We start from the raw sequence: 25,005 nt of genomic DNA on the forward strand, positions 1-25,005 counted from the left end.
CTCCTCCACCGGCAACTCCTCGGCGAAACGATCCAGCCTGTACAACGTGTGACTGAGATGACTCAACGAATAGGCGAGATCGGGCCGATAACGGCCGGGATCGACCTCGACCAGCCCACGGTAGATCACGGCCGCCTCCTGCCTCAAAGGCAGTACCTCGACAAACCGGTCCAGCCCATACAACGTGTGGCCGAGTTCGTGCAGAGCATTGGCCAGAGCGGGGTGGTAACGGCCAGGATCGGCCTCGGCCAACTCCCGGTACTTGGCAACCGCCTCTTGCTCGGGCAGATCCTCGGTGGCGCGGGCTGATCGGGGCCGCCCGTGGTCATCTGGGAGGGGGGTGGTGCCGTGTAGGAGGGTCAGGTCGTCGGTGTAGTTGCGGGTGTCGGTGTGGGTCGCAGGGTGTTGGCCAGCGGGTCGTCCCGCCTGGGTGCTCGGCTTGGTGACCGGGCCGGTCACGGTGGTGAGCAGGTCGCGGACCTGCGGGACGGACAGCCGGTCGGCGGGCTCTTTGCGCAGCAGGCCGTTCAGGACTTGCGCGAGCGGCCCGCCGCATTCGGGCGGTGCGGTGTCCTGGGTCGCTATGGCGATGAACAATGCCCCGTGAGTGGGGGCGGTGAACGGCGGGCGGCCTTCCACCGCCGCGTACAAGGTAGCGGCGAGTGACCAGAGGTCCGAGGCGGGAGTGACGGCCCGGCCGGCTACCTGTTCAGGGGACATATAGGTGGGCGTGCCCAGCACAGCGCCAGGGCGAGTGAGAGTGGCATCCCCCTCTACCGCGGCGATGCCGAAGTCGGTGAGCACGATCCGATCGCCCTCCAGCAGCACGTTGGCAGGTTTGACATCGCGGTGCACGACGCGCTGCTCATGTGCGGCCGACAGCGCCTCCAACACCGCCAACCCGATTGCGGCGACCTGTTGATCGGGTAGGGCTTTTCGCTCGGCCAGCAGGTGCTCCAAGGACTGTCCGTGGATCAACTCCATCACGATCCACGGACGGCCGTCCTCGCCCATCACCCTGTCGTAGACAGTGACGATTCCCGGGTGCTTCAGCCGGGCGGCCGCTCGGGCCTCCCTCCCCATCCGCGCGTACCACACGCGGCGTTCCTGCTCGGTGACCTGCTCGGGCACCCGCAGTTCCTTGATGGCCACCTCGCGTTCCAAGTCGGTGTCATAGGCGCGCCACACCGCGCCCATCCCGCCCTGCCCGATCCGCTCCAGTTTCCGGTACCGGCCCGCCAGCACACCCTCGCTATCCCAACTCACGATCGGAACATACCGCCAACGAACAAGCCGTGATCAAGCTGATCGAGATGCGGTAGCACGGCCACGACGTCCGACACCGGGTCATGGACCGGAATCCGAAACAGGCCGCCCGGGCCACGACGGTGCGGAGCATAGCCGGTCGAGGTAGGCGTGGGGGACAGACTGTTCGCGACAAAAGCATCAAGCCGGAACGGTCCGGCGTGCTGAAGAGAGTGCGATCACCACAAGGAGGCTTTTGCTGACAGCAGGGGCTACGCCGGGTCGGCGACGATGGCCGCTGTTTGGGTGAGGTGCTCGTTGACGTCGTGCGCATGGATCCGCAACGTGATCATGGTCAAGTGCACCTAGTTGAGCGGCCACGACGTGGACCAAGGTGCCCGCCGGGTGGGGCGTGGATGTGGATGGATTACTGCTGTGAGCGGGCGATGGCGATGATGTCGCTGAGGACTCCCTGGCCGGCAAGCTGCCGGCCCGCGCCCGGTCCGGTGATCGTGACTTCGCCGAGGGGGCTGGTCTGGCAGACCACCGCGTTGGTGGTGCCGTCGACGCCGGACAGCGGGTCGCTGGAGGGAAGGGCTTCGGGCTGGACTTGGGCGGTCACGGTTCCACTGCCGTCCGGGCCGGAGAACGCGAGAGTCGCGACGTGTCTCAGCCGTCCTCCCGTCGACGCCGCCTCGCGGGCCTGTTCGCCGGTGACGCCGGTGATGCCGGTGCAGCTGACCTGTTCACGGCCGAGCTGCCTGCCGAAGACGAGCGCGGAGAGGATCATCACCTTCGCGACGGTGTCCGGGCCCTCGACGTCCGCGGCCGGGTCCCGCTCGGCCAGGCCGGTGCGCTGCGCCTCAGCGAGTGCTTCCGCATAGCCGAGGCCATCGGCCATCTGGGACAGGATGAAGTTGGCGGTGGCGTTGAGCACTCCGCGCAGCGCGATCGGGACCGTGCCCGCGATGCCGTCGGTGAGCGCGCTCAGCACGGGAGTGCCCGACATGACCGTGGACTCGGCGCGAAAGTCCACGCCCTGGCGCCGGGCCAGCGAGGCGAGTTCGACGCCGTGCAGAGCGACCGGCCACTTGTTGGAGGTGACCACCGGTATCGCGCGGTGTAGCGCTTCCCGCATGTGGGTCAGGCCCGGCTCGGCGTCTGACGGCGGGCTTGCCGTTACCTCCACCAGCACGTCCGCTTCGGTCTCGCGAATCCCCTCGATCGCGCTCGGCCAGGCCCGCGTGCGGGGCTGGTCAGTGATCTGCCGTCCGTCGGACGCGGCGGCCAAGATCGATGCGAGATCCAGACCGTCTGGGTCGTAGACGAATCCGTCTCGGGCGTTGCCGATTCCCACCACCGATATGGCGCGGCCGTAGCGGGATTCCAGGCGGCCCGCCTGCGTGTCAAGGACGGTGGCAATCCATTGGCCCACCATCCCGAAACCGACCAGCCAAATCCGCAGCGGCCTCGCCCGGTCACCAGTCTGCTCGCGCATGCAGCGAGCATAACGCGCCCGACCTCCTGCGAACCTCGTCGTGGCCGTCTTTGAGCATTGTGGGTCGCTCTCGCCCCAAGCGCTGGTGCAAAAACCGCTGAGGTTTCCGGGCGGCCGGGCGCACGGCTCGGATCTCAGCCGCATGGAGAGTGCTGCAGTTGGGGCGAAGATTTGCTGAGGTTCTGATTTCGGAGACCCGAGGTAGCGGGCGAGAGAAATTCATCTGCTGAGCGGACGTCCAAGGCACATGGACTGGACGGAGTGACTATGTCGGATCTGGCGTGAGGATCTCGCGCCTCCGGCCCCTCAGTTGGAGGGTGCGCTCGCGCGGAGCCGTCTGTCTCGTCGTCGCGTGGGCCCCGGGAGGGACGTCCAGCACGATCAATAGGTGGCACATGTGCGCCGCTGAGCATGCGGACTCGTCGTACCTGGCCTCTCGCCCGCTATGACTCATGCGGCGGCGGCTGCGGTGGCCCGTAGTGGTGGGTGAAGTCGGTGGCCTCGATCTTCGCTGGTGGCGGGGCGGGCTCAGTACGCTTGTGTCATGCGGATTGTCGCGGTCGCCGATACTCATACTTACCATCGTGAACTCGCCGTCCCCGAGGGGGATGTCTTCGTTCATGCCGGTGACCTGTGCCGGCACGGCAAGGACATCGGAGAACTCGAGGACGCCGCGGACTGGATGCGAGATCTTCCGCATCGGACGAAGGTGGTCGTCGCGGGCAATCACGACTGGATGTTCCTGGACGAGCCCGGACGTGCTCGCGCGGTCCTGGAAGATCGCGGCATCCGCTATCTGGAGGACAGCGGGACGGAGATCCACGGCGTCACTTTTTGGGGCAGTCCCTGGCAGCCGGAGTTCAACGAGTGGGCGTTCAACCTCCCGCGGGGCCTTCCCCTCGCCGAGAAATGGGCCATGATTCCGGACGGTGTCGACGTCCTGATCACGCACGGGCCTCCGCTCGGAATCGGTGACGACAACGCCTACCCCGGACGTCACGGTTGTGAGGACCTGCTGACCAGGGTGCGGCAGGTCCGTCCCAAGCTGCACCTGTTCGGTCACATTCACCAGAGCGGAGGGCTCTGGCGCCACGGGGAGACGACTTTCGCCAACGTCACCACGTGGGAGTGCGAGCGCGGTCCCACCGTTGTTCGCCTGGAGGACTCGGGTGCCGTGGGCGAGAGGGTGCCGCCGGCACGAACCCGCTGAGCAGCCGACCCCGGACAGGGCTCCGTCCCGGTCAAGCACATCCTGGCCATTACTCGAACAGGTCTTGTCCGTCGCGGCCCGAGGGATCCCGCCGGCGAGAAGGCGGGCAGCAGCCGGCAGGTTCTCCACGGCACCGGGGGCGGCCCAACCGTCGATCAGCTCCGGCCAGATGCCACGCGATGCCAAGAAGCGCGCCAGTTGAGGGATGCCCTCTTGGACCTCCGACAACGCCCAACCCGCAGGAATCCCGCCGGTGTGGGCGACGACGGCCCCGAGCCACGATCTCGTCGTGATTCCCAGCATTCGTGTTCGAAAGCCGGTTCAGCGGGTTATCGCGAGGGAGATGAGTACCAGCGCCGCTAGTGCGGCGGCGACGGCGAAGGTGAAGGTGAAGGCAAATCTGTAGGGGTGGCGCTCGGCGGCGGAGAGGAGGCCGGGGTGTGCTTCGGCGAATTCCTTGGCTCCGATCGGACGGGCTGGGCCGCTGCAGGGTGCTCCTAGGACGTCCAGCAGGCGGTCGATGTCCTCGCGCTTGTAGCCGCCGCCGGACACTCTGAGGAGGAGGTCGCGGCGGGCGTCGAGGAGGAACAGGCTCTCGCCGGACGCTCCGCGCGGGGCGATGATGGTCGCGCGCACCACCTCCGCGACGTGCGAGCGGGGCCGGTGCTGCCGGGAGAACGGTCCTCTGACGACGATCTCGTGCGGTGTCAGGACGATCCGGGCGCGGAGGAGTGTCGCGATCAGCAGGACGACCATCGCGGTGAACACGGCGCCCACGATCGGGGCGAACACCGTCGGGGCGTCGCCTGCCAGGATCGCGGCGACGATGCCCGCGCCTGCGACCACCATCGCTGCGAGGACGGCCAGTCCCGCGCGGAGATCTGGTCGCAATACAAGGTTGCTGTCACTCACACCCACGTCGTCCCTTTCCTCGGCCTTGCGAGGAGCCTGCCGTATCGGTGACGGCACTTCGACCACGCGGGACCAGCGGCGGGCGCGGCGGGACGGGCAGGGGGCCCGGTTTTTCTCGATGGGGTGTCGATTTGGGGGGTGGGCGTTCGTGTAGAGGGTGAGAGGTCGTCCGGAAGGAGAAGAGCATGGGGAAGGTCCTGCTCGTCGAACACGGGCCGCTTGATGGTGCGGTCACCGGTGGGCTCGCCCGTGGTGGGTGGGCCGCGGCGGGGAACCACGAGGTCATGGGGGGTGTGCTCGGGAAGAAGCTCGGCGGCGTGGGGACGCCGCTGTCCGGGCGGCGGTGGCGGCTCGCGGAGTCGGCGACGACGACGGCCGGGGTAGTTATGGCGACGTACCGGAAGAAGGAGGAAGCATGAAGCTCTACGCGCTCAACATGATCCAGCCCGTGGGGGACCCGCCGCCCCCGGAGGTGCTGGAGAAGATCATGGCGGAGATCGCCGAGATCCGGCACGACCTGGAGCGGCAGGAGTCGTGGGTGTTCGGGCGGGGCTTCCACGGTCCCGAGGCGAGCACGATGGTGCGGCTGCGGGGGGACGAGGTGGTCGCGACGGACGGGCCCTGGACGGAGGGCAAGGAGCACATCGGCGGCATCACGATCATCCAGGTGGAGGACCTGGACGCGGCGCTGCGGGTCGCGGCGCGGTTCGCCCAGGTGACGGGGCTGCCGATGGAGGTGCGGCCGTTCCACGGCGAGGTCTGATCGAGGACGTCTTCCGGGCGGAGCACGGACGGGCGGTGGCCGTCCTGGTCCGGGTGTTCGGCGATGTCGACGTGGCCGAGGACGCGGTGCAGGACGCGTTCGCCGAGGCGGTGCGGCGGTGGCCGGCGGACGGGACGCCGCCCGCCCCGGCCGGGTGGATCATCACGACCGCGCGCAACAAGGCGATCGACCGGCTGCGCCGGGAGGCCGCACGGGACGGCAAGCAGGTGCAGGCGATGATGCTGAACGAGGGTGCGCCCGCCGAGGCGGGGGCCGTGGAGGACGACCGGCTCAGGCTCGTCTTCACGTGCTGCCATCCGGCGCTGGCGATGGGGGCGCGGGTGGCGCTGACGTTGCGGCTGCTGGGCGGCCTGACGACGGCGGAGATCGCGCGGGCGTTCCTCGTGCCGGAGGCGACGATGGCGCAGCGGCTCGTCCGGGCGAAGGCGAAGATCAGGGACGCGCGGATCCCGTACCGGGTGCCGGAGGAGGCGGAGCTTCCGGGACGGCTCTCCGGGGTGCTGGCCGTCGTCTACCTCGTGTTCAACCAGGGGTACGGGGGACGGGACGATCTGGGCGCCGAGGCGATCAGGCTGTGCAGGGTCCTCGGGGAGCTCATGCCGGACGAGCCCGAGGTGCTGGGCCTGCTGGCGCTGATGCTCCTCGTGGAGTCGCGGAAGCCCGCCCGGATCGAGGACGGTGAACTGGTCCTGCTCGCCGACCAGGACCGCGGGCTCTGGGATCGCGGGCTCATCGAGGAGGGGCAGGCCCTCGTCCGGCGATGCCTGGAGGTCGACCGGCCGGGGCCGTACCAGATCCAGGCGGCCGTCAACGCGGTCCACAGCGACGCGGCGACGGCCGCGGACACGCAGTGGACGCAGATCCTGCGGCTGTACGACCAGTTGATGGTCGTCGCGCCGACTCCCGTGGCGGCCCTCAACCGGGCCGTGGCGGTGGCGGAGGTCGAGGGGCCGTCGGCGGGTCTCGCGCTGGTGGACGGCCTCGACCTCGGCCGGTACTACCTGTTCCATGCGATCCGCGCCGATCTGCTGAGGCGGCTGGGGCGCGCCGCGGAGGCGGCGGAGGCGTACGACGCCGCCCTTGAGCGTACGGAGAACGATGCCGAGCGGGCCTTTCTCACGAGGCGGCGGCTCGGCATGGGGCCGTGATAGGGGTCAGACGCGTCCGGCCGGCTGCGGAATCGGCGGAACGTCCGGCACGGGGGCGGGCCTCCTGGTGAAGGACTGGCCGGCGACCAGGGCGCCGAGCGCGACGGTGAAGCCGACGATCTGCCAGAAGGTCAGCGTCTGGCCGAGGATCAGCAGGCCCGCCAGGGTCGCCACCATCGGGTTGGTCAAGCCGAGCAGGGAGACCGACGTCGGGGCCAGCCGGTCGATGCCGCGGAACCACAGCGCGTACGCGATCGCGGTGCCGACGATGCCGAGGTAGGCGAAGCCCAGCAGGTTCTCGCCCGTGACGGACGACGGGACGCCCTCGGCGGCGAGGGTGGCCGGCAGCAGGGCGAGGCCGCCGACCGTGAGCTGCCAGCCGGTCATGACCAGCGGTGATTCGGGACGTCCCCACTTCTTGGCGAGGACGATCGCGACGGCCATGAGGGACGTCGCCGTCAGCATGGCGGCGACGCCGAGCGGGTCGAGGCCGGCGTCGGCGGTGAGGGTCAGCAGCGCGACGCCGCCGGTGCCGGCGAACGCCGAGTACAGGACGGCCCGCGCCGGGCGGACGCGCAGGACGCCCAGCGACAGCAGCGCCACGATCAGCGGCTGGACGGAGCCGATGGTCGCCGCGACGCCGCCCGGCAGCCGGTAGGCGGCGAAGAAGATCAGCGGGAAGAAGGCGCCGAAGTTCAGCATGCCGAGGACGATCGACTTCCACCACCAGTCGCCGCGCGGCAGCCGCCGGGTGGCGGCGAGCAGGACGAGACCGGCGGGGAGGGCGCGCAGCGTGGCGGCGAGCAGCGGACGGTCGGCGGGCAGGAGCGTGGTCGTGACGACGTAGGTGGTGCCCCAGCTCACGGGAGCGAAGGCGGCCAGGGCCAGGTCGGACGCGTACCGGCTGCGCTGCGCCGGGGGTGCCGCGAGGGCGGTCACGGGCGATCACCTCATGCTGCCGCTCCCTGCGGAGCGACGGGGGGGAACAGGTACCTGAACCTCAAGTATCTGAACGTTGAGATTATTCCCGTTGAGATGACGTCGGCCCACGACCGCCCGCGGATCCCGCGAAGCGCTCGCTCAGGCGCGGAGGCGGCTCACTTCGTAGAGGGCGATGCCGGCGGCGACGCCCGCGTTGAGGGACTCGGCCTTGCCCGGCATCGGGATCGTGACCAGCATGTCGCAGGTGTCGGCGACCAGCCGTCCGAGGCCCTTGCCCTCCGAGCCGACGACGAGCACGAACGGCCCGGACGCGAGCTCCAGGTCGGCGACCGTCACGCCGCCGGCGGCGTCCAGCCCGGCGACGAAGCAGCCCGCCTTCTGGTACGCCTTGAGCTGCCGCGTCAGGTTCGTGGCCTGCGCGACGGGACACGTCGCGAGCGTCCCGGCGGACGACTTCCACGCGCCGGCGGTGACACCGGCCGCGCGCCGCTCGGGCACGACGACGCCGGACGCGCCGAACGCGGCGGCGGAGCGGACGATCGCGCCGAGATTGCGCGGGTCGGTGATCCCGTCGACGGCGACGATCAGCGGGGCGGTCCCCTTGAGGAAGTCGTCGGGGTGGGCGTACCGGTACGGCTTGACCTGCAGCGCGATGCCCTGGTGGACGGCGCCGTCGGTCAGCCGGTCCAGCTCGTTCTTGCCGGTCTCCAGCAGCGGGACGCGGCGGTCGGCGGCCAGCTGGATCGACTCGCGGACCCGCTCGTCGGTGCTGGACATCACGTAGAGCGCCGTGCCCGGCACACCCGCGCGCAGCGCCTCGACGACCGGGTTCCGGCCGGTGACCAGCTCGGGGACCTCGCCGTTCGCGCGCCGCGCGCCGGCGGGACGCCCGCCGGCGGGCGCCGGGGCGGCGGACTTCCCGCGCCCGCTCGGGCCGACCGTCTCCGTGCCGGTGCGCCTGGCGCTCTTCACCGCGCGGGCCTTCTGGCGCTTGCCGTGCCAGTGCCTGTCCTCGGCCTTGGGAGTGGGTCCCTTGCCCTTGCGCTTGGCCATTGTCGGTTACGCCCCTTGCGACGATTGCGTGCTCGCTCGCCCTCGCGGCTGCCGGGCGGCTCAAAGATTTCGGCGGGACGGCACACTGGCGAACGCCGAACCCCCGGGAACGTCCAATTTTATCCGCTGCGCGGTGTCCGTCAGCCGCGCTTCAACTCCCAGCGCGGGCCCTGCGGGGTGTCCTCGACGAGGATCCCGGCCTCCGCCAGGCCGTCGCGGATGGCGTCGGCGGAGCCGTAGTCCTTGCGCGCGCGCGCCGCCTGCCGCTGTTCCAGGGCGACGGCGACGAGCGCGTCCACGACGGGGCGCAGGTCTTCCTCGCCGGCGCGGCTCCACTGCGGCGACAGCGGGTCGATGCCGAGGACGTCCGCCATCGCCCGCACGGACGCGAACGCCCGCCGAACGGCGTCCAGGTCGCCGGACGCGAGGGCGCTGTTCCCCTCCCGGACGGTCTCGTGCAGCACGGCCAGCGCCTGCGGGACGCCCAGGTCGTCGTCCATCGCCGCGGCGAACCCGGACGGCGCCGCGGAGGGCGGGACCGCGCCCGCCACCTCGGAGGCCCGCGTCACGAAGCCCTCGATCCGCTGGTAGGCGGAGACGGCCTCGGTCAGGGCGGCGTCGGTGTAGTCCATGAGGGAGCGGTAGTGCGCCGAGACCAGGTAGTAGCGCACCTCCACCGGGCGGGCCTTGCCGAGCAGATCGGGCAGCAGCACCACGTTGCCGACCGACTTGCTCATCTTCTCGCCGTCCACGGTGAGGAGCCCGTTGTGCAGCCAGTAGCGGGCGAACCCGTCCCCGGCGGCACGCGACTGGGCGATCTCGTTCTCGTGGTGCGGGAAGATCAGGTCGACGCCGCCGCCGTGGATGTCGAACGCCGGGCCGAGGTACTTGGTCGCCATCGCGGAGCATTCGAGGTGCCAGCCGGGGCGCCCGTCGCCCCAGGGCGTCTCCCAGGACGGCTCGCCCGGCTTGGCGCCCTTCCAGAGGGCGAAGTCGCGCGGGTCGCGCTTGGCGTCCTCGTTGGGGGTGTCGCCGGTCGGCCGCATGCTGTCGAGCCGCTGGTTGGACAGCGCGCCGTACTCGTCCGCCCAGGACTCGACGTCGAAGTAGACGTCGCCGCCCGCCGGGTACGCGTGGCCCTTCTCGATCAGCCGCCGGATCAGCACGATCATCTCCGGGACGTGCCCGGTGGCGCGCGGCTCGACCGTCGGCGGCAGGCAGCCGAGCAGGTCGTAGCCCTGCGTGAAGACGCGCTGGTTGCCCTCCGCGACCGCGAACCACGGCACGCCCCGCTCCGCCGACACCGCGATGATCTTGTCGTCGATGTCGGTGACGTTGCGCGCGAACGTCACGTCGTAGCCGGACGCGCGCAGCCAGCGCACCAGCACGTCGTAGATCACGCCCGAGCGGAGGTGCCCGATGTGCGGTGATGCCTGCGGGGTCGCACCGCACACGTACATCCCCACGCGGCCCTCTTCGAGGGGCTCGAACGTGCGGACGCTACGGGTGCCGGTGTCGTAAAAACGCAGACTCACGGGTTCAGGTTATTGGATCGGGGCACGGCCGCGCCGGGCATCGCGCGGCGCGGCCGCGCCATTGCGTCGCGCCCTTCCTTCGCGTCCGCCGCCGGGTCCCCGATCCGGCCCGGCGGACGCGGCCGGGACGTCAGGCGTTCTCGTCGTCTTCTCCGTTGAGCCGGACGGTGCGGGCTTCGAGGTAGCGGCGCTCGGGCAGGCTGGTCGTGCGGCGCGCCGCCTCCCGGTACGCGTCCCGCGCCGCGCCGGTGTCCCCGGCCATTTCCAGCAGGTGGGCGCGGACGGCCGCGACCCGGTGATGCCCCGACACGCGGTCGTCGGCGTCCAACTCGCGCAGCAGTTCGAGACCGGCGGACGGCCCGGACACCATCGCCAGCGCGACCGCCTCGTTCAGCGTCACCATCGGGTTCGGGGACACGTGCGCCAGCAGCCGGTACAGCCCGAGGATCTGCGGCCAGTCGGTGTCCTCCGGCCGCCGCGCCTCCGCGTGCACGGCCGCGATCGCCGCCTGCAACTGGTACGGGCCGGGCGCCGACCAGGTGAGCGCGCCCGTGACGAGCGCCGTGCCCTCCTCGATCGCGTCCCGCCGCCAGAGCGTCCGGTCCTGCTCGGTGAGCGGGATCAGCAGCCCGCCGCGTCCCGTCCGCGCCGGGCGCCGGGCGTCGGTGAGCAGCATCAGCGCGAGCAGTCCGGCGACCTCGCCGTCCTCCGGCAGCAGCCGGTGCAGCGCCCGGGCCAGCCGGACCGCCTCGGCGGTCAGGTCCGTGCGGTGCAGGTCCGGCCCGCTGGACGCGGTGTACCCCTCGTTGAAGATCAGGTACAGCACGTGCAGGACGGCCCGCAGCCGCGCGTCCCGCTCGCCGTCCGGCGGCATGCCGAACCGCGCCCCGGACGCCTTGATCTTCTGCTTGGCGCGGCTGACCCGCTGCGCCATCGTCGCCTCCGGGACGAGGAACGCCCGCGCGATCTGCGCCGTCGTCAGCCCGCCCACGGCCCGCAGCGTCAGCGCGACCTGCGAGGACGGCGACAGCGCCGGATGGCAGCAGAGGAACAGCAGGGTCAGCGTGTCGTCGCGGTCGCCGGGCCGGTCCTCGTCGGGGGCGGGCCCGCCCGGCCCGCCGGGCTCCCGCGCGAACACGGCGGCCTCCCGGTCGCGGCGCGCCCGCTCGCTGCGCCACTGGTCGGTGAGCCGCCGCGTCGCGACGGTCAGCAGCCAGCCGCGCGGGTTCTCCGGGACGCCCTCCCCCGGCCACTGCACCGCGGCGGCGAGCAGCGCCTCCTGCACGGCGTCCTCGCAGGCGTCGAACGCGCCGTGCCGCCGGACGAGCGTGCCGAGGACCTGCGGCGCGAGGGCGCGCAGCAGGTCCTCGACGGCCGGGGGCGTCCTCACATCTCCGTCCCGCCGCCGGACATGACCGCGCGGACCTCCATGTGCCCGCCGTACCGGACGTCCGGCCAGCGCTTGGCGATCTCGACGGCCCGCTCCTCGGTCTCGCAGTCGACCGTGAGGTAGCCGGCGAAGTGCTCCTTGGCCTCCAGGAACGGCCCGTCCGTCACGGCCGGCTGCCCGTCCCGCTCCCGGACGACCTTGGCGGCGGACGGATCCGCGAGACCCTCCCCGCCGACCCACTCGCCCGACTCCCGCAACTCCTTCATGATCGCGTCGACGTCGCCGAACAGCGCCTCCCGCTCGGCCTCGGTCAGCTCCGCCACGAAACCGGGACGGTTGAAGATCAGCAGCATGTACTTCACGGTGTGCTCCTCGCGGATCGTCTCGGGCGGCCCGGCGGCCGCTCGTCACTGAACGATCGGAGCCGCGGGCGCGTTCTCGACATACCCGCCGGGACGATCCTCACGAAGTTCCGGACGTGTCCCTGAGCCGGTGGCACAGCGCGGCGAACGCCAGCGCGTCCGGCATCCGGGACGCGACCGCCGTCAGGTCCGTCCGGCCGGCGTCCGCGTGCACGGTCACCATGCCGTTGTCGATCACCACGTCGTGGACGGCCTTCCACGGCAGCCGCTCGCCGTCCTTCTCGACGCCGTCCAGGTCCACGGTGAACGGGCCGAGCCGCACGGGCTCGCGGGCCCGCACCGCCGCCAGGTGGCGCGGGACGATCCGGGCCGTCACCTCCTCGGCGACGGCCACCCCGAGCACCCGCACGTCCGGGATGTCGTCTTCGAGGCGCAGGACGCGGCCGTCGTCCGCCACGATCGTGAAGCACCACCGGACCCGCTGCCCGGCGCGCCGGCCGGAGACCGTCACCGAGGCCAGTTCGTCCCACGTGTAGCCGGCCTCGCCGCCGGGCCCCGCGACCGCCAGGCCCCCGGTGTACAGGCGCGCGACGCGGCCGCGGACGCGCGGGCGGTCGCGTCCCGCGATCCAGCCGGCGCCGGCCGCGTACCCCATGGAGAGCAGCAGCGCGGGGACGCCCGCCCACCAGACGCGGTCGTGCAGGTACACGACGGCCGCCGGGATGAGCGCGAGCGACGCCGCGCACAGCAGGCACAGCCACGCCCAGGTGCGCCGGCACGCGGCCCGGCCGTCGAACGTCCGGATCGGCTCGCCCAGCCGATCATGAGGCGCCGCCACGCGCACTACCCGGCCGTTCGGGTCCGCGTTCCCTGCACGAACCAGCCGTACGGCATCGCGCCTCCCCTCGGGATGTCGTCGTCCATACGGTACGTCTCCTGCCTTATGGTGCGCAGCGACAATGTGATCACCAAGAAGTTGCGGTTCGCCGCCGCCCCGGCTGGCTAATCTCGGCGGAGGACCCCTCAGGCGCACTTCCCGGAACGAGACTCCATGCCATCTGACCGCACCCCGCCGTCCTACACCCGCGTCCAGCGGCGGCTGCTCACCGCCCTCGCCGGCCTCGTCGTCGCCGCGCTCGCGGGCGGCGCGTACGTGCTCACCTACGACGTGCTCCGCGAACTCGCCCTCGCCGGGCGGGTGAGCCGCCGCTGGGCGCCGCTGTACCCGGCGATGGCCGACACCCTCGTCGCGATGATGATCCTGTCGCTGGTCGTGACCCGGGGCGCCCGCTGGTGGACGCGGCTGCTCCGCTGGACGCTGCTGCTCGTCCTCGTCGCCGGGGGCGCCGCGGCCTCCGTCCAGCACTCGGTCCGGGGGTACGCGCCCCTCCCGGACGACGCGGTCCGCGCCGGGGTGGCCGTGGCGCCGCACGTCATGCTGGTGATCGCGGTCTGGCTGTGGCTGACGATGTTCAAGCAGATCCGGGTGGGCCGTCCCGCCGCCGCGGAGGACGCGCCCGTCGACACGCAGCGCGGTCACGTGAAGGTGCTGGAGCCCGCCGCGCCGCCGCTCGCCCTTGAGGCCCCGGCCGACGCCGGGCCGCACGTCCCCTTCGCGCCGGAGGAGCGGGACGAGCTCATCCCCTTCCTGCCGGAGGACGCCGCCGAGCGGGAGCCGGTCGCACCCGAGCCCGCCGCCGACCGGCCGGACGCGCTGTGGCCCGCCGTCCCCGAGCCCGCACCGGCCGAGCCCGCGGCGCCCGCGGCGCTCGCGAAGCCGGTCGAAGAGCAGCCGGTCGCCGACCGGGAGACCGAGGACGCGGCGGGCGAGGCGGAGCACGGTGCGTGGGAGTACGCGGAGCCCGAGGCCGGGAGGTTCGGCGGCGAGTACGCGGGGAGCCTGTCGTCCGAGCCGGAGCCGCCGCCGCTGGACGCGCTGCCGGAGCCGCGCCCGCCGCTCGACGCCGCTCCGGCGCGGCTGCCGACCGATGTCGAACTGGTCCGGGGCCGTGACCGGGAGGAGCCGGAGGAGCGTCCGGTGGCGTCGACGACCCGTCCCGACATCGCGCTGCCCGTCCCCCAGGGCGAGGACGACGACGTCCACGACACGCCGCCCGCCGACCGCGCCGAAGACCCCGAAGCGGACGACGGGAAGCCCGGGGACTGGAACCCGCCGCCGTCCGGCAACTTCCGCAGCGGCCCCACCCCGCCCGCCGACTAGCGCGACCGGTCCGGGGTAATGGACCGGCATGAGGGCCCTCCTCGCTCGGCTCTTCGACGACGCCGCGCTCTGCCCGCCGGAACGCGCCCCCGTGGACGAGACGCTCCCCGCCTACCGCGAGGCCGCCCGCGACCCGGTCACCGGGCGGCTGCTCTGCCCCGCCTCCCGCTTCGCCGAGCTGCGGACGCGTCTCGTCCCCGAGGATCTCCTCGACCTCGTCCTCGTCGCCGACACCGGGATCGACGAGCTGCCGGAGGCGCTGGACGCCGTCCGCGCCGAACCGCGCGTCCGGCCCGCCGCAGTGGAGGTCGGCGTCCCCGAGGACGCCGACCAGGCGCGGGCCGTCGCCGTGACGCTCGCGCGGCTGCCGCCCGGCGTCCCGGCGCGCATCGAGGTGCGGCCCTCGCCCGGCTGGCGCGACGCCCTGGACCGCATCGCCGCCGCCCGCGACCACGGCGCGTCCCTCGGCGCCGCGACCGGCGCGGTGTCGGCGGCGTTCATCTCGGCCTGCGCCGCCCGCGACCTGCGCTTCACCTGCACGGACGGGACGGGCGGCACGCATGGGGGCGGCCCCGGGTTCCTGAACGTCCTGCTGGCCGCGGCGCACGCCGCCGCCGGTGAGCCCGACGTCCAGCCGGCTCTCGAACGCACCGGCGACGCGGGCCTGGCCGCCGACCTCCGGGCCCTCCCGGACGACGCGGCGCGGGCCGCCCGCCGCCTGCTGGCCGCGGTCGGCGTCCGCGACCTCCGCGCGTCCCGGACGGATCTGCGCCACTCGGGCCTGATCGAAACGCCGGACACGGGGGAAGATAGGTGTCCATGACGACCGTTTCGTGGGTTGAGGTCGACGAGGACGCCGGCTTCGGGATCGAGAACCTGCCGTACGGGGTGTTCGCGCGCCCCGGGGAACTGCCCCGCGTCGGCGTGGCCATCGGCGACCGCGTCCTCGACCTGGCGGCGATGTCCGCCGCCGGGCTGGTGGAGGACCGCCACTACTTCGCCTCCGGTTCGCTGAACGCCTTCATGGTGGCGGGACGCCACGCCTGGCGGGCCAACCGGGAGCGGGTGACCGAGCTGCTCACCGACGCGTCGTACCGGGGCCGGGTGGAGCCGCACCTGCTCCCGGTCGCGGACGTGGAGCTGCTGCGGCCCTTCGAGGTCGCGGACTACGTCGACTTCTTCTCCTCCGAGGACCACGCCGTGAACGCGGGCCGGATCTTCCAGCCGAACCGCGACCCGCTCGCGCCCAACTGGAAGCGGCTGCCGGTCGGCTACCACGGCCGCGCGGGGACCGTGTACCCGTCCGGGACGCCGATCATCCGGCCGTCCGGGCAGCGCCGCATGCCGGGCGACCCGGAGCCGTCCTGCGGCCCCTCCCTGCGGCTGGACTTCGAGGCGGAGGTCGGGTTCGTCGCGGGCGTGCCGTCCTCGGCGGGACGCGGCGTCCCCACGAGCGCGTTCCGCGACCACGTGTTCGGGTTCGTGCTGGTCAACGACTGGAGTGCGCGCGACCTGCAGGCGTGGGAGTCGCGGCCGCTCGGGCCGTTCCTGGGCAAGTCGTTCGCGACGTCGATCTCGTCGTGGGTGGTGCCGGTCGCGGCGCTGGAACCGGCGCGCGTGACGCCGCCCGTCCAGGACCCGGCGCCGCTGCCCTATCTGCGCTGCGACGATCCGTGGGGCCTGGACCTGCACCTGGAGATCCGGATCAACGACCAGGTCGCGGCGCGCCCGCAGTTCGCGTCCATGTACTGGACGTCTCCGCAGCAACTGGCGCACGCGACGGTGAACGGCGCTCCGCTCCGCACCGGCGACCTGTTCGCGTCCGGGACGGTGTCAGGCCCGGAGCGCGGGCAGCGCGGCTGCATGCTCGAACTCAGCTGGAACGGCCGGGAGCCGCTCGAACTCCCCGACGGGACGAAGCGCACTTTCCTGGAGGACGGCGACACGGTGACGATCCGCGCGCAGGCCCCCGGCGCGGCCGGGTCCCGCGTCTCGTTCGGTGAAGTGACGGGGACCGTCCACCCCGCCCAGCCCTAGAGGACGAGCGCGGTGGCGATGGCCGCCAGGCCCTCGCCCCGGCCGGTCAGGCCCAGGCCGTCCGTGGTGGTGGCCGAGACCGTCACCGGAGCGCCACCGAGGGCCTCGGTGAGGGTCTTCTCGGCTTCGGCGCGGCGTTTGCCGATCTTGGGGCGGTTGCCGATGACCTGGACGGACACGTTGCCGATGGTGAAGCCCGCCTCGGCGACGCGGCGGGCCACCTCCCGCAGGAGGTCGACGCCGGACGCGCCGGACCAGCGCGGGTCGGAGGTGCCGAAGACGGCGCCCAGGTCGCCCAGACCGCAGGCCGACAGCAGGGCGTCGCATGCGGCGTGCGCGGCGACGTCGCCGTCGGAGTGCCCGGCCAGGCCGTTGCCTTCGCCGGGCCAGTCGAGACCCGCGACCCGGAGCGGGCGCGGGGAGGACGAGAACGGGTGGACGTCGGTTCCGACGCCCACCCGTGGAAGCCGCTCGGTCAACTCGGTCAGGCCGTTCAGCTGGCCAGGACCTCGTCGAGCAGGGCCTCTGCCTTGTCCTCGTTGGTCTTCTCGGCGAGCGCCAGCTCACTGACCAGAATCTGGCGTGCCTTCGCGAGCATCCGCTTCTCACCCGCGGACAGACCGCGCTCCTTGTCGCGCCTCCAGAGGTCGCGAACGACCTCGGCGACCTTGTTGACGTCGCCGGACGCCAGCTTCTCAAGGTTCGCCTTGTACCGGCGCGACCAGTTGGTGGGCTCCTCGGTGTAGGGTGCGCGAAGCACCTCGAACACCTTCTCAAGCCCCTCCTGGCCGACGACGTCCCGGACGCCGACGTCCTCGACGTTCTCGACCGGGACCCGCACTGTCAGGTCACCCTTGTCAACCTTCAGGACCAGATAGGTCCTGTCCTCACCCTTGATGGTGCGAGTCTCGATGGCCTCGATCCGAGCAGCCCCATGGTGGGGGTAGACGACGGTGTCGCCGACCTGGAAAGTCATGTGACAAGTACCCCTTCCGCTAGAACCAGGGTAGCACGGAAACGAGCCCGGCTGAACCGGCCTTCCAGACATATGCGCAGGTCAAACCGCATATTGGGGTATTGACAAAGCCCTTTATTGGTGCATCGGCGTCCAGTTCCCCCCACTCACTGTAGCCGGGAGATCACCGAGATCCCCGCGGAACGCCATTACCGCTAAGGGGACCTCCGTTACAAGCATCCGTCCCGCCGGCCGCGCGGATGCGTTCCATACTGGATGTGAGCATGCCGGGCGGCGCGGGTACGAAGCGCCCGGAAGGGGTCCGAACAGGACGGCTGCCCGTGGGTACGCGACCGGCGAGGGAGGTGGCGCGTGAGGCCGGACGGCGGCGACCCGGAGCCCGACGACTACGGGCTCCCGCACATTGACGTCGTCGTGCCCGATGACGCCCGCGAGCTGGAGCGCGACATGGTCGCCTACCGCCGCGAGGAGCGCCGCCGCCGGCGCCGGCGGCGAGCGCGCCGGCTGGTCCGTCCGGTGACCCGGTTCGGCGTCGCCATCCCCATCATCGCGGGCGCGCTGCTGGTCGCGCTGCTCAGCGGCGTGCTCATGACGGCGTTCGGCCCGCGTCCCATGCCCCGGCCGACCGGCGCCCAGCTCGCGCCGCGCCCGTCCGCGAGCCCCGGCAAGGTCGGCGGCCTCCTGCCGGACCGGAAGGTCGACCTCGTGGCGGACGGCCGCACCGCGACCCCCCTGCGCGACCTGCGCCCCGGCGTGATCGGCATCGTCCCCGCCGGCTACGAGTGCGAGGGCGTCGTCGCGGAGCTCGCGGGCAAGACGCAGCGGTACGAGCTCAACTTCTGGCTCGTCGCCGACCCGCGTCCGGCCGCGGGAGAGAAGGCCACGTCGCTGAAGGAGCTGAAGTCCTGCGCCGGGACCGCGCACGGCGGGGCGCCGCTGATCCTCGAAGACCGGGAGGGCGTCCTCGCCGCGGCCTACGCCCCCGAGCCCGGCACGCCCGCCCCGGCCGGCCCGGCGGGGGCCGGCCTCACCGCCGTGTTCGTGCAGCCGGACGGCATCGTCACCGAGGTCGTCCGCGCGCCGCGGCCGGGGCCGGGGCTCACCGGCCGGGTCGAGGCCCTCGGCACCGGCTGACCGGATCGGACGGGCGTGTCGGCCACCCCGGGGAGGGATCCGCGCCAAGGTCTCGCTACGCTTCCCCTGGCGTATCTCACGCCGCTCTCACAACTTTCCGCCGTGACAGCTTTTGATGACAATTCGCGAGGAGACCGACGCCGTGATCCGAAACAGCCGTCGAGTGGTCGTGCTCGCCGTCGCGGGCGCCGTCGCGATCGCGCCGGTGATCTCCGGCTGCGGCGCCGGCACGTCACCCCAGTCCGCCGCCCCCACCCGCCTGACCGAGGGCGTCAACGTGACGATCCCGAAGGACGAGAAGGCGGCGACCCAGGTCAACCTGCAGAACATGTTCCTGCTGGGCGGCGCGGACGGCCAGCCGCTGAAGCCGGGCGCGGACGTCCCGCTCTACGGCGTGCTGATCAACCGGGTCAAGGGCAGGACCGACCGGCTGGTCTCGGTCAGCTCGCCGGCCTTCGGCCAGGCGAAGATCGCGGGCGGCGGGCTCACGCTGCCGGCCGCCTCGCCCGACGGGATGGGCGGCATGGTCAAGCTGCTCGGCAAGCCGGCGGCGGCGGCCAGCCCCTCGGCGACGCCGTCCGGGCAGCAGACCGGGCGGCCGTCCGGCACGGCGAGCCCGACGACCACCGCCGGGACCGGCGCGACGCCGAACACGACCTCCACCCCGACGTCGCAGGACACGACGAGCCCGCAGGAGAGCGGCCTCCCCGTGACGCCGGGCCCGGGCGACCGGCCGCTCGTCGTGCTCAGCGGCCTCACCCAGGAGCTGATCGCCGGGACGCTCGTCACCGTGCGGATGCAGTTCGAGCACGCCGGGGCGATCGAGTTCCGGGTGCCCGTCGCGCCGCACCAGCAGGACTACGCCACCTACCCGGCCGCCGCCCCGTCCGCGCAGACGCCCGGCACCCCGGGCGCCACGGGCGGCCAGACGGGGAGCCCGTCCCCCGGCGCGTCCGGTGAGCCGACCCCGGGCGGGTCGCAGACGCCCGGCGCGTCCGAGACGCCGGGCACCGGCGGCCACTGACCGCCCGCGCCCCCGCGCCCTCCGCGCGCAAAGGAGAACGGCCCGTCCCCATCGGACGGGCCGTTCTTCATGTCTCCCTGCCCGTCAGTGCTCGAACTTGTAGCCGAGGCCGCGGACGGTCACGATGTAGCGCGGTGTGGACGGGGCCTCTTCGACCTTGGCGCGCAGCCGCTTGATGTGGACGTCGAGCGTCTTCGTGTCGCCCACGTAGTCGGCGCCCCACACGCGGTCGATCAGCTGCATCCGGGTCAGGACGCGGCCGGCGTTGCGCAGCAGGACCTCCAGCAGCTCGAACTCCTTCAGCGGCAGCTGGACGGGGTCGCCGCCGACGCTGACCACGTGCCGTTCCACGTCCATCCGGACGGGGCCGGCCTCCAGCGTCGCGGGCGCCGGCTCGTCCACCTCCCCCTGGCGGCGCAGGACGGCCCGCATCCGGGCGATCAGCTCCCGGGTGGAGAACGGCTTGGTGACGTAGTCGTCGGCGCCGAGCTCCAGCCCGACGACCTTGTCGACCTCGCTGTCCTTCGCGGTCAGCATGATCACGGGGACGTTGGACTTGGCGCGCAGCTCCCGGCACACCTCGGTGCCGGGCAGGCCGGGCAGCATCAGGTCGAGCAGCACGAGGTCGGCACCGTTGCGCTCGAAGATGTCCAGCGCGTCGGGGCCGGTGGCGGCGACCGCCACCTCGAAGCCCTCCTTGCGCAGGTTGTACGACAGTGCGTCGCTGAACGACTCCTCGTCTTCCACGACGAGCACGCGGGTCACGGTTTTGCCTCCCGGGCGGATCTCTCTGGGGCTTGGTCTGCGGTCCCTGCGGCGGGACGGCGCGGGGTGTCGAGCAGCGGGAGCCGGATCGTGAACGTCGACCCGTGCCCCTCCTTGCTCCACACCGTCACGTCGCCGCCGTGCTTGCCGGTGACGTGCTTGACGATGGCGAGGCCGAGCCCGGTGCCGCCGGTCTGCCGGGAGCGGGCGGGGTCGACCCGGTAGAACCGCTCGAAGATCCGGCCGATCTCGCCGTCCGGGATGCCGATGCCCTGGTCGGACACGTTGATCTCGACGTACTGGTCGTCGCACCGCCGGGTCGACACGACGACCCGGGTGTGCTCGGGGCTGTAGGCGACGGCGTTGTCGACGAGGTTGCGCAGCGCGGTGACGAGCAGTTCCTGGTCGGCGCGGACCTCCAGGTCGGCCTCGCCGCCGGACGCCAGCTCGATGTCCTTGCCGGACGCCTTGAACTGGCAGCGCTCCAGCGCCTCCGCCATGACCTCGTCCAGGTCGACGCGCTTCAGGTCGGGCAGCGGCTCGGCCCCCTGGACCCGCGACAGCGTCATCAGGTCCTGGACGAGGTTGTTGAGCCGCACCGACTCGTACTGCATCCGGCCGGCGAAGCGGCGGACGGCCTCGGGGTCGTCGGCGGCGCCCTCGACGGTCTCGGCGAGCAGCGACAGCGCGCCGACCGGGGTCTTCAGCTCGTGGCTGACGTTCGCCACGAAGTCGCGGCGGATCGCCTCGGTGCGGTGCATGTCGGTGAGGTCCTCGGCGAGGACGAGGACGAGCCCGTGCGACCCGAGCGGCGCGACGCGGACCGCGAACCAGCGCCCGTCCGCGCGGCTCCGCGCGCCCGTCGGGCCGACCTGGATCTCGGTCTCCCGGATCTCCCCGTCCCGGCGGACGAGCCGGGTCATGGCGAGCACCTCGTCCACGACGAGCCGGTCGCCGCTGACCAGCCCGTACGCCCGCGCGGCCGAGCTGGCTCGCAGCACCCGGTCCTCGCCGTCGACGACGACGGCGGAGGAGCGCAGGACGCTCAGCACCGAGGCGACTCCCGGGGGGAGCGCCCCCACGGGGGCCGCGGGCGCCGGCGCCCGCTGGGCTCGCTCGCTCACGCGCACCGCCAATCCGGTAGTGAGCCCTATCACGAGCCCGGCGAGCCCCGCGAGGCTCGCGACAATCTCGACCTCCACACCTCGGATCGTAAGCGGCGTTCCGCCCTGCCCTTCCCCGCGGTCCAGGTCAGGACGGTCTCGTTCCCCCAAAGTTCACCTTGGCCTCCTGATGCGTTCACACCGGGGGGGCAGGCTGTTGCGTGGGCGAGTCCGCCCGCCCCCCGGTCCACATCGAAGGAACTTCAATTGCGCGACGCCTACCACGAGGAACTCGACTCCCTCACCGACAGCCTGGTGGAGATGACCCGCCTCGTCCGGTCCGCGATGGCCCGCGCGGTGACCGCCCTGCTGGACGCCGACCTGCGGCTCTCCGAGGAGGTCATCAGCGGCGACGAGCACGTCAACAAGATCGACGCGGACATCGAGGCGACGGTCTTCGACCTGATGGCGCGGCAGCAGCCCGTCGCCGGCGACCTGCGCACCCTGATCACGGCGCTGCGGATGAGCGGCGACCTGGAGCGCATGGGCGACCTCGCCGTGCACATCGCCAAGACCGCGCGCCGCCGGCACCCCGAGTCGGCCGTCCCGCCGGAACTCCAGGCCACCGTCCTGGAGATGGGGCAGATCGCCGAACGCATGATCGCCAAGACGGGCAGCGTCATCGCGTCGCAGGACGTGGAGATGGGCCTCGAACTGGACGCCGACGACGATCAGATGGACCGCCTGCACCGGCGCCTGTTCGACATCCTGCTCTCCCCCAAGTGGAAGCACGGCGTCGAACCCGCCGTGGACATCACCCTCGCGGGCCGCTACTTCGAGCGGTTCGCCGACCATGCCGTCCACGTCGCGGAGAACGTCGTCTACCTGGTCACGGGCCAGCGTCCCGAAGAGATCGCCGACCTCTCCTGACCCGGGCCGGGTGGGGGGCCGCCGCGCGGGCGGCCCCCGGCCGGTCACTTCTTGCGGCCGCGCCTCGGCTTGCCCTTGGACTTGGCGTCCTTGGCGGGCGGGGTCGGGGGCTTGGGGCCGTCGGACTTCGCGGCGCCCTGCTTCTTGACGGCCTCGATGGCGGCCTTCGCGGCGCCCGGGTCGAGGTACTCGCCGCCGCGCTTGAGGGGGGCGAAGTCGTCGTCCAGCTCGTAGACGAGCGGGATGCCGGTGGGGATGTTGAGGCCGACGATCTGCTCGTCGGAGATGTCGTCCAGGTGCTTGACCAGCGCGCGGAGCGAGTTGCCGTGCGCGGCGACGAGGACGGTCTTGCCGACGGCCAGGTCGGGGACGACCGAGTCGTACCAGTAGGGCAGCATGCGGTCGACGACGTCGGCGAGGCACTCCGAGCGCGGGATCAGCTCGGACGGCAACTCGGCGTACCGGAGGTCGTTGACCTGGGACAGGGGGTCGTCGTCCTTGATGGGCGGCGGCGGGGTGTCGTAGGAGCGGCGCCAGGTCATGAACTGCTCTTCGCCGAACTCCTCGCGCGTCTGCGCCTTGTTCTTGCCCTGGAGCGCGCCGTAGTGGCGCTCGTTCAGCCGCCAGGACCGCTCGACCGGGATCCAGAGGAGGTCGGCGACGTCCAGGGCGATGTTGGCGGTGCGGATGGCCCGCTTCAGCAGGGAGGTGTGCACCACGTCGGGGGTGATGTCGGCGTCGAGCAGCAGGTCGCCGCCGCGGGTCGCCTCGCCCTCGCCCTTCGCGGAGAGGTCGACGTCCACCCAGCCGGTGAACAGCCCTTCCGCGTTCCAGACGCTTTCGCCATGCCGGAGCAATACCAAGGTCGCCATGGCACCAGAGCCTAGCGGCCCGGCGGGGTCACTCGCGGTTGGCCGGGTCCGCGAAGGAGGCGAACGCCCGGAGGTTGGCGAGGCTCTCGCCGCGCTTGACGCGCCAGTCCCATTCGCGCTGGATGGACGTCTTGAACCCCCGTTCAAGGGCCTTGTCGAAGTTCTCGTCGGAGTAGGTGAGGACGCAGCCGAGGATGCGGTCGATCTCGTCCGGCGAGATGGCGTCGAGGGGCAGCCTGCCGACGAGGTGGACGTCGCCGACGTCGTCCAGGGCGAAGGCGACCCCGTACATGCGGCCGTTCTTCTCCAGGAGGAACCGGTAGAACTCGGCGTGGTTCTCGTCGGGGCGGCGGCAGAAGAACGCCTCGACGTGCAGGGAGTGGTCGCCGACGATCAGCCACGTCATGGTGGCGAGCTTGTGCTGCCCGGGGAGCTTGACGAAGAACGCGTTCTCGCGCGGCTCGTCGAACTCCAGCTCGGCCGCCTCCAGGGTCGCCCTGATGGTCTGGACGTGGTTCACGCGCACCTCCTCATGCGGTGACCTCCGCGGGAGCGGCTCGGGCGGCGGGGATCGTCATGGCACCGGTATACACGTCGAGGAGGCGGTCGACGGTGGCGTCCCAGCCGAAGCCGCCCGCGTGTCGGACGGCGCCGCGGGCGAGCCGGGCGTGCAGGCCGGGCTCGGCGTGCAGGCGGCGCAGGACGGCGGCGTAGTCGGCCGGGTCGTGGCCGGAGATCAGCACGCCGGACTCGCCGTCCGCGACGGCCGTGCACAGGCCGCCGACGCGGGACGCGACGACGGGGGTGCCGCACGCCTGCGACTCGACGGCGACGAGCCCGAACGACTCGCTGTGCGACGGGACGACGGTGACGTCCGCGGCCCGGTACCAGTCGGCCAGCTCGGCCTGGGGGCTCGGCGGCTCGAAGCGCATGACGTCCGAGATGCCGAGCCGGGCGGCCAGGGCCTGCAGCCCTTCGGGGCGGCAGCGGCCGGATCCGGACGGGCCGCCGACGACGGCGACGACGAGTTCGGCGCGCAGCGCGGGGTCGTCGGCGAGCATGCGGGCGACGGCGCGCAGCAGGACGTCCGGCGCCTTGAGCGGCTGGATGCGGCCGACGAACAGCAGCACGTACGCGTCGCGGGGCAGGCCGAGGCGGCGGCGGGCGGGTCCGGTGCGGTGCGGGAGGAGCCCGGCGCTGCGGGCGAGGACCGGCGACTCGGGCCGGAACATGGCGAGGTCGACGCCCGGGCTGACGGTCGCGACCCGCGCCGGGTCGGCGTCGTAGAGGCCGACGAGTTCGTGGGCCTCCTTGGCGGTGTTCGCGACGAGCTGGTCGGACGAGGCCACGACCTGCTCCTCGCCGAGGACGCGCTCGGCGGGCTCGGGCTTGTCCTCGTCCGCGAGGGCCGCGTTCTTGACCTTCGCCATCGTGTGCATGGAGTGGACGAGGGGGACGCCCCAGCGCTCCTTGACCGCCCATCCGGCCTGCCCGGACAGCCAGTAGTGCGTGTGCAGGAGGTCGTAGTGGCCGGGGTCGTGGGCGGCCTCGACGCGCAGCACCTCGGACGTGAAGCCGCACAGGTGCCGGGGGAGCTCGGTCTTGTCCAGTTCCTCGAACGGCCCGGCGACGACGTTGCGGACGAGGACGCCGGGGGCCAGCTCGACGACGGGGGGCAGGGCCCGCGACGTCGCGCGGGTGAAGATGTCGACTTCCACGCCCCTCGCGGCCAGCCGTTTGGCGACCTCGACGATGTAGACGTTCATGCCGCCCGCGTCGCCGGTACCAGGTTGGTCAAGGGGGGATGTATGAACACTGACCGTCGCAACCCGGTTGATACGACGCGACACTGCACACCACCTCC

26 protein-coding genes are annotated in these 25,005 nt (G+C 72.2%); 10 read left to right on the forward strand and 16 right to left on the reverse strand.

Translation table 11 applies throughout. The features are described from left to right. Both ACA511_RS38185 and ACA511_RS38190 read right to left on the reverse strand, forming a co-directional pair. On the reverse strand, window positions 1-1,266 hold a 1,266-nt coding region (locus ACA511_RS38185; RefSeq protein WP_375029619.1), incomplete at its 3' end, for a serine/threonine-protein kinase. Between the two features lie 406 nt (window positions 1,267-1,672). After that, window positions 1,673-2,743, reverse strand: coding sequence for a homoserine dehydrogenase (locus ACA511_RS38190; protein WP_375029620.1), 1,071 nt, complete (start codon window positions 2,741-2,743; stop codon window positions 1,673-1,675). A gap of 544 nt (window positions 2,744-3,287) precedes the next feature. On the opposite strand from ACA511_RS38190, the gene ACA511_RS38195 reads away from it, so the two are divergent. After that, window positions 3,288-3,953, forward strand: coding sequence for a metallophosphatase domain-containing protein (locus ACA511_RS38195; protein ID WP_375029621.1), 666 nt, complete (start codon window positions 3,288-3,290; stop codon window positions 3,951-3,953). A 321-nt stretch (window positions 3,954-4,274) separates the two neighbouring features. Here the strand turns inward: ACA511_RS38195 and ACA511_RS38200 are convergent, their stop codons facing one another. Beyond that, window positions 4,275-4,865 (reverse strand): hypothetical protein, encoded by a 591-nt coding sequence (locus tag ACA511_RS38200; RefSeq protein WP_375029622.1) that lies wholly within the window; start codon window positions 4,863-4,865, stop codon window positions 4,275-4,277. Window positions 4,866-5,050: 185 nt separating this feature from the next. Between ACA511_RS38200 and ACA511_RS38205 the strand changes: the two genes are divergently transcribed. The 3 genes from ACA511_RS38205 to ACA511_RS38215 are packed head-to-tail and all read left to right on the forward strand — an operon-like array spanning window position 5,051 to window position 6,797. Continuing rightward, window positions 5,051-5,284 carry a hypothetical protein gene (locus tag ACA511_RS38205; protein ID WP_375029623.1) on the forward strand — a complete coding sequence of 78 codons (234 nt, stop codon included), beginning with the start codon at window positions 5,051-5,053 and terminating at the stop codon, window positions 5,282-5,284. Beyond that, window positions 5,281-5,628 (forward strand): YciI family protein, encoded by a 348-nt coding sequence (locus ACA511_RS38210; protein WP_375029624.1) that lies wholly within the window; start codon window positions 5,281-5,283, stop codon window positions 5,626-5,628. Before ACA511_RS38205 ends, ACA511_RS38210 begins: the two co-directional genes overlap by 4 nt. Then, on the forward strand, window positions 5,628-6,797 hold the full coding sequence (locus ACA511_RS38215; protein WP_375029721.1) for an RNA polymerase sigma factor: 1,170 nt from the start codon (window positions 5,628-5,630) through the stop codon (window positions 6,795-6,797). Before ACA511_RS38210 ends, ACA511_RS38215 begins: the two co-directional genes overlap by 1 nt. 6 nt (window positions 6,798-6,803) lie before the next feature. Here ACA511_RS38215 and ACA511_RS38220 read toward each other — a convergent pair whose 3' ends face one another. From ACA511_RS38220 to ACA511_RS38245, 6 genes are all read right to left on the reverse strand, one after another. Further along, window positions 6,804-7,736 (reverse strand): EamA family transporter, encoded by a 933-nt coding sequence (locus ACA511_RS38220; RefSeq protein ID WP_375029625.1) that lies wholly within the window; start codon window positions 7,734-7,736, stop codon window positions 6,804-6,806. A gap of 141 nt (window positions 7,737-7,877) precedes the next feature. Beyond that, a complete protein-coding gene (rlmB, locus tag ACA511_RS38225; RefSeq protein WP_375029626.1) occupies window positions 7,878-8,792 on the reverse strand; it encodes a 23S rRNA (guanosine(2251)-2'-O)-methyltransferase RlmB in 915 nt (304 codons plus the stop codon). Window positions 8,793-8,932: 140 nt separating this feature from the next. Beyond that, the gene (gene cysS / locus ACA511_RS38230; protein WP_375029627.1) at window positions 8,933-10,327 is read right to left on the reverse strand and encodes a cysteine--tRNA ligase; all 1,395 of its coding nucleotides are present in this window, start codon (window positions 10,325-10,327) and stop codon (window positions 8,933-8,935) included. Between the two features lie 130 nt (window positions 10,328-10,457). Continuing rightward, complete coding sequence (locus tag ACA511_RS38235; protein ID WP_375029628.1) at window positions 10,458-11,717, reverse strand: RNA polymerase sigma factor; 1,260 nt, start codon at window positions 11,715-11,717, stop codon at window positions 10,458-10,460. After that, window positions 11,714-12,070 (reverse strand): YciI family protein, encoded by a 357-nt coding sequence (locus ACA511_RS38240; RefSeq protein ID WP_375029722.1) that lies wholly within the window; start codon window positions 12,068-12,070, stop codon window positions 11,714-11,716. The genes ACA511_RS38235 and ACA511_RS38240 overlap by 4 nt, the downstream gene beginning before the upstream one ends. 109 nt (window positions 12,071-12,179) lie before the next feature. Continuing rightward, window positions 12,180-12,917, reverse strand: coding sequence for a DUF6585 family protein (locus ACA511_RS38245; RefSeq protein ID WP_375029629.1), 738 nt, complete (start codon window positions 12,915-12,917; stop codon window positions 12,180-12,182). Between the two features lie 213 nt (window positions 12,918-13,130). Between ACA511_RS38245 and ACA511_RS38250 the strand changes: the two genes are divergently transcribed. From ACA511_RS38250 to fahA, 3 genes are read left to right on the forward strand one after another with little or no spacing between them, the layout of a single operon-like run. Further along, complete coding sequence (locus ACA511_RS38250) at window positions 13,131-14,300, forward strand: DUF2637 domain-containing protein (protein ID WP_375029630.1); 1,170 nt, start codon at window positions 13,131-13,133, stop codon at window positions 14,298-14,300. Between the two features lie 28 nt (window positions 14,301-14,328). Next, entirely contained in the window at window positions 14,329-15,123 is a 795-nt protein-coding gene (locus ACA511_RS38255) for a hypothetical protein (RefSeq protein WP_375029631.1), read from the forward strand. Beyond that, a complete protein-coding gene (gene fahA, locus ACA511_RS38260) occupies window positions 15,120-16,337 on the forward strand; it encodes a fumarylacetoacetase (protein WP_375029632.1) in 1,218 nt (405 codons plus the stop codon). The genes ACA511_RS38255 and fahA overlap by 4 nt, the downstream gene beginning before the upstream one ends. On the opposite strand, the gene ispF is transcribed toward fahA, so the two are convergent. Next, the gene (gene ispF, locus ACA511_RS38265) at window positions 16,334-16,795 is read right to left on the reverse strand and encodes a 2-C-methyl-D-erythritol 2,4-cyclodiphosphate synthase (RefSeq protein WP_375029633.1); all 462 of its coding nucleotides are present in this window, start codon (window positions 16,793-16,795) and stop codon (window positions 16,334-16,336) included. The genes fahA and ispF overlap by 4 nt on opposite strands. 35 nt (window positions 16,796-16,830) lie before the next feature. Then, window positions 16,831-17,313 carry a CarD family transcriptional regulator gene (locus ACA511_RS38270; protein WP_089328581.1) on the reverse strand — a complete coding sequence of 161 codons (483 nt, stop codon included), beginning with the start codon at window positions 17,311-17,313 and terminating at the stop codon, window positions 16,831-16,833. Between the two features lie 351 nt (window positions 17,314-17,664). Between ACA511_RS38270 and ACA511_RS38275 the strand changes: the two genes are divergently transcribed. After that, a complete protein-coding gene (locus tag ACA511_RS38275) occupies window positions 17,665-18,447 on the forward strand; it encodes a hypothetical protein (protein ID WP_375029634.1) in 783 nt (260 codons plus the stop codon). 142 nt (window positions 18,448-18,589) lie between these two features. Beyond that, window positions 18,590-19,471 carry a hypothetical protein gene (locus ACA511_RS38280; protein ID WP_375029635.1) on the forward strand — a complete coding sequence of 294 codons (882 nt, stop codon included), beginning with the start codon at window positions 18,590-18,592 and terminating at the stop codon, window positions 19,469-19,471. Window positions 19,472-19,555: 84 nt separating this feature from the next. Here the strand turns inward: ACA511_RS38280 and ACA511_RS38285 are convergent, their stop codons facing one another. Together ACA511_RS38285 and ACA511_RS38290 are read right to left on the reverse strand one after the other, a co-directional pair. Next, window positions 19,556-20,236 carry a response regulator gene (locus ACA511_RS38285; protein ID WP_375029636.1) on the reverse strand — a complete coding sequence of 227 codons (681 nt, stop codon included), beginning with the start codon at window positions 20,234-20,236 and terminating at the stop codon, window positions 19,556-19,558. Further along, window positions 20,233-21,438, reverse strand: a complete 1,206-nt coding sequence (locus ACA511_RS38290; protein ID WP_375029637.1) for a sensor histidine kinase — start codon at window positions 21,436-21,438, stop codon at window positions 20,233-20,235. The genes ACA511_RS38285 and ACA511_RS38290 overlap by 4 nt, the downstream gene beginning before the upstream one ends. Window positions 21,439-21,606: 168 nt before the next feature. Between ACA511_RS38290 and phoU the strand changes: the two genes are divergently transcribed. Then, window positions 21,607-22,269 (forward strand): phosphate signaling complex protein PhoU, encoded by a 663-nt coding sequence (gene phoU / locus ACA511_RS38295; protein WP_375029638.1) that lies wholly within the window; start codon window positions 21,607-21,609, stop codon window positions 22,267-22,269. A 44-nt stretch (window positions 22,270-22,313) separates the two neighbouring features. On the opposite strand, the gene ACA511_RS38300 is transcribed toward phoU, so the two are convergent. From ACA511_RS38300 to mshA, 3 genes are read right to left on the reverse strand one after another with little or no spacing between them, the layout of a single operon-like run. Further along, the gene (locus tag ACA511_RS38300; protein ID WP_375029639.1) at window positions 22,314-23,141 is read right to left on the reverse strand and encodes a phosphoglyceromutase; all 828 of its coding nucleotides are present in this window, start codon (window positions 23,139-23,141) and stop codon (window positions 22,314-22,316) included. A gap of 28 nt (window positions 23,142-23,169) precedes the next feature. Then, window positions 23,170-23,661, reverse strand: a complete 492-nt coding sequence (locus tag ACA511_RS38305; protein ID WP_375029640.1) for a YbjN domain-containing protein — start codon at window positions 23,659-23,661, stop codon at window positions 23,170-23,172. A gap of 10 nt (window positions 23,662-23,671) precedes the next feature. Beyond that, the gene (gene mshA / locus ACA511_RS38310; RefSeq protein WP_375029641.1) at window positions 23,672-24,991 is read right to left on the reverse strand and encodes a D-inositol-3-phosphate glycosyltransferase; all 1,320 of its coding nucleotides are present in this window, start codon (window positions 24,989-24,991) and stop codon (window positions 23,672-23,674) included. Window positions 24,992-25,005: the final 14 nt, after the last annotated feature.

It is taken from the genome of Actinomadura sp. GTD37, from assembly GCF_041951365.1.
GTDB lineage: Bacteria > Actinomycetota > Actinomycetes > Streptosporangiales > Streptosporangiaceae > Spirillospora.

Coding starts and splice junctions, on each gene's coding strand:
- ACA511_RS38190 (WP_375029620.1), bottom strand. CDS start 2,743: ATGCGCGAGCAGACTGGTGACCGGGCGAGGCCGCTGCGGATTTGGCTG.
- ACA511_RS38195 (WP_375029621.1), top strand. CDS start 3,288: ATGCGGATTGTCGCGGTCGCCGATACTCATACTTACCATCGTGAACTC.
- ACA511_RS38205 (WP_375029623.1), top strand. CDS start 5,051: ATGGGGAAGGTCCTGCTCGTCGAACACGGGCCGCTTGATGGTGCGGTC.
- ACA511_RS38210 (WP_375029624.1), top strand. CDS start 5,281: ATGAAGCTCTACGCGCTCAACATGATCCAGCCCGTGGGGGACCCGCCG.
- rlmB (WP_375029626.1), bottom strand. CDS start 8,792: ATGGCCAAGCGCAAGGGCAAGGGACCCACTCCCAAGGCCGAGGACAGG.
- ACA511_RS38240 (WP_375029722.1), bottom strand. CDS start 12,070: ATGCTGCTGATCTTCAACCGTCCCGGTTTCGTGGCGGAGCTGACCGAG.
- ACA511_RS38250 (WP_375029630.1), top strand. CDS start 13,131: ATGCCATCTGACCGCACCCCGCCGTCCTACACCCGCGTCCAGCGGCGG.
- ACA511_RS38255 (WP_375029631.1), top strand. CDS start 14,329: ATGAGGGCCCTCCTCGCTCGGCTCTTCGACGACGCCGCGCTCTGCCCG.
- fahA (WP_375029632.1), top strand. CDS start 15,120: ATGACGACCGTTTCGTGGGTTGAGGTCGACGAGGACGCCGGCTTCGGG.
- ACA511_RS38270 (WP_089328581.1), bottom strand. CDS start 17,313: ATGACTTTCCAGGTCGGCGACACCGTCGTCTACCCCCACCATGGGGCT.
- ACA511_RS38300 (WP_375029639.1), bottom strand. CDS start 23,141: ATGGCGACCTTGGTATTGCTCCGGCATGGCGAAAGCGTCTGGAACGCG.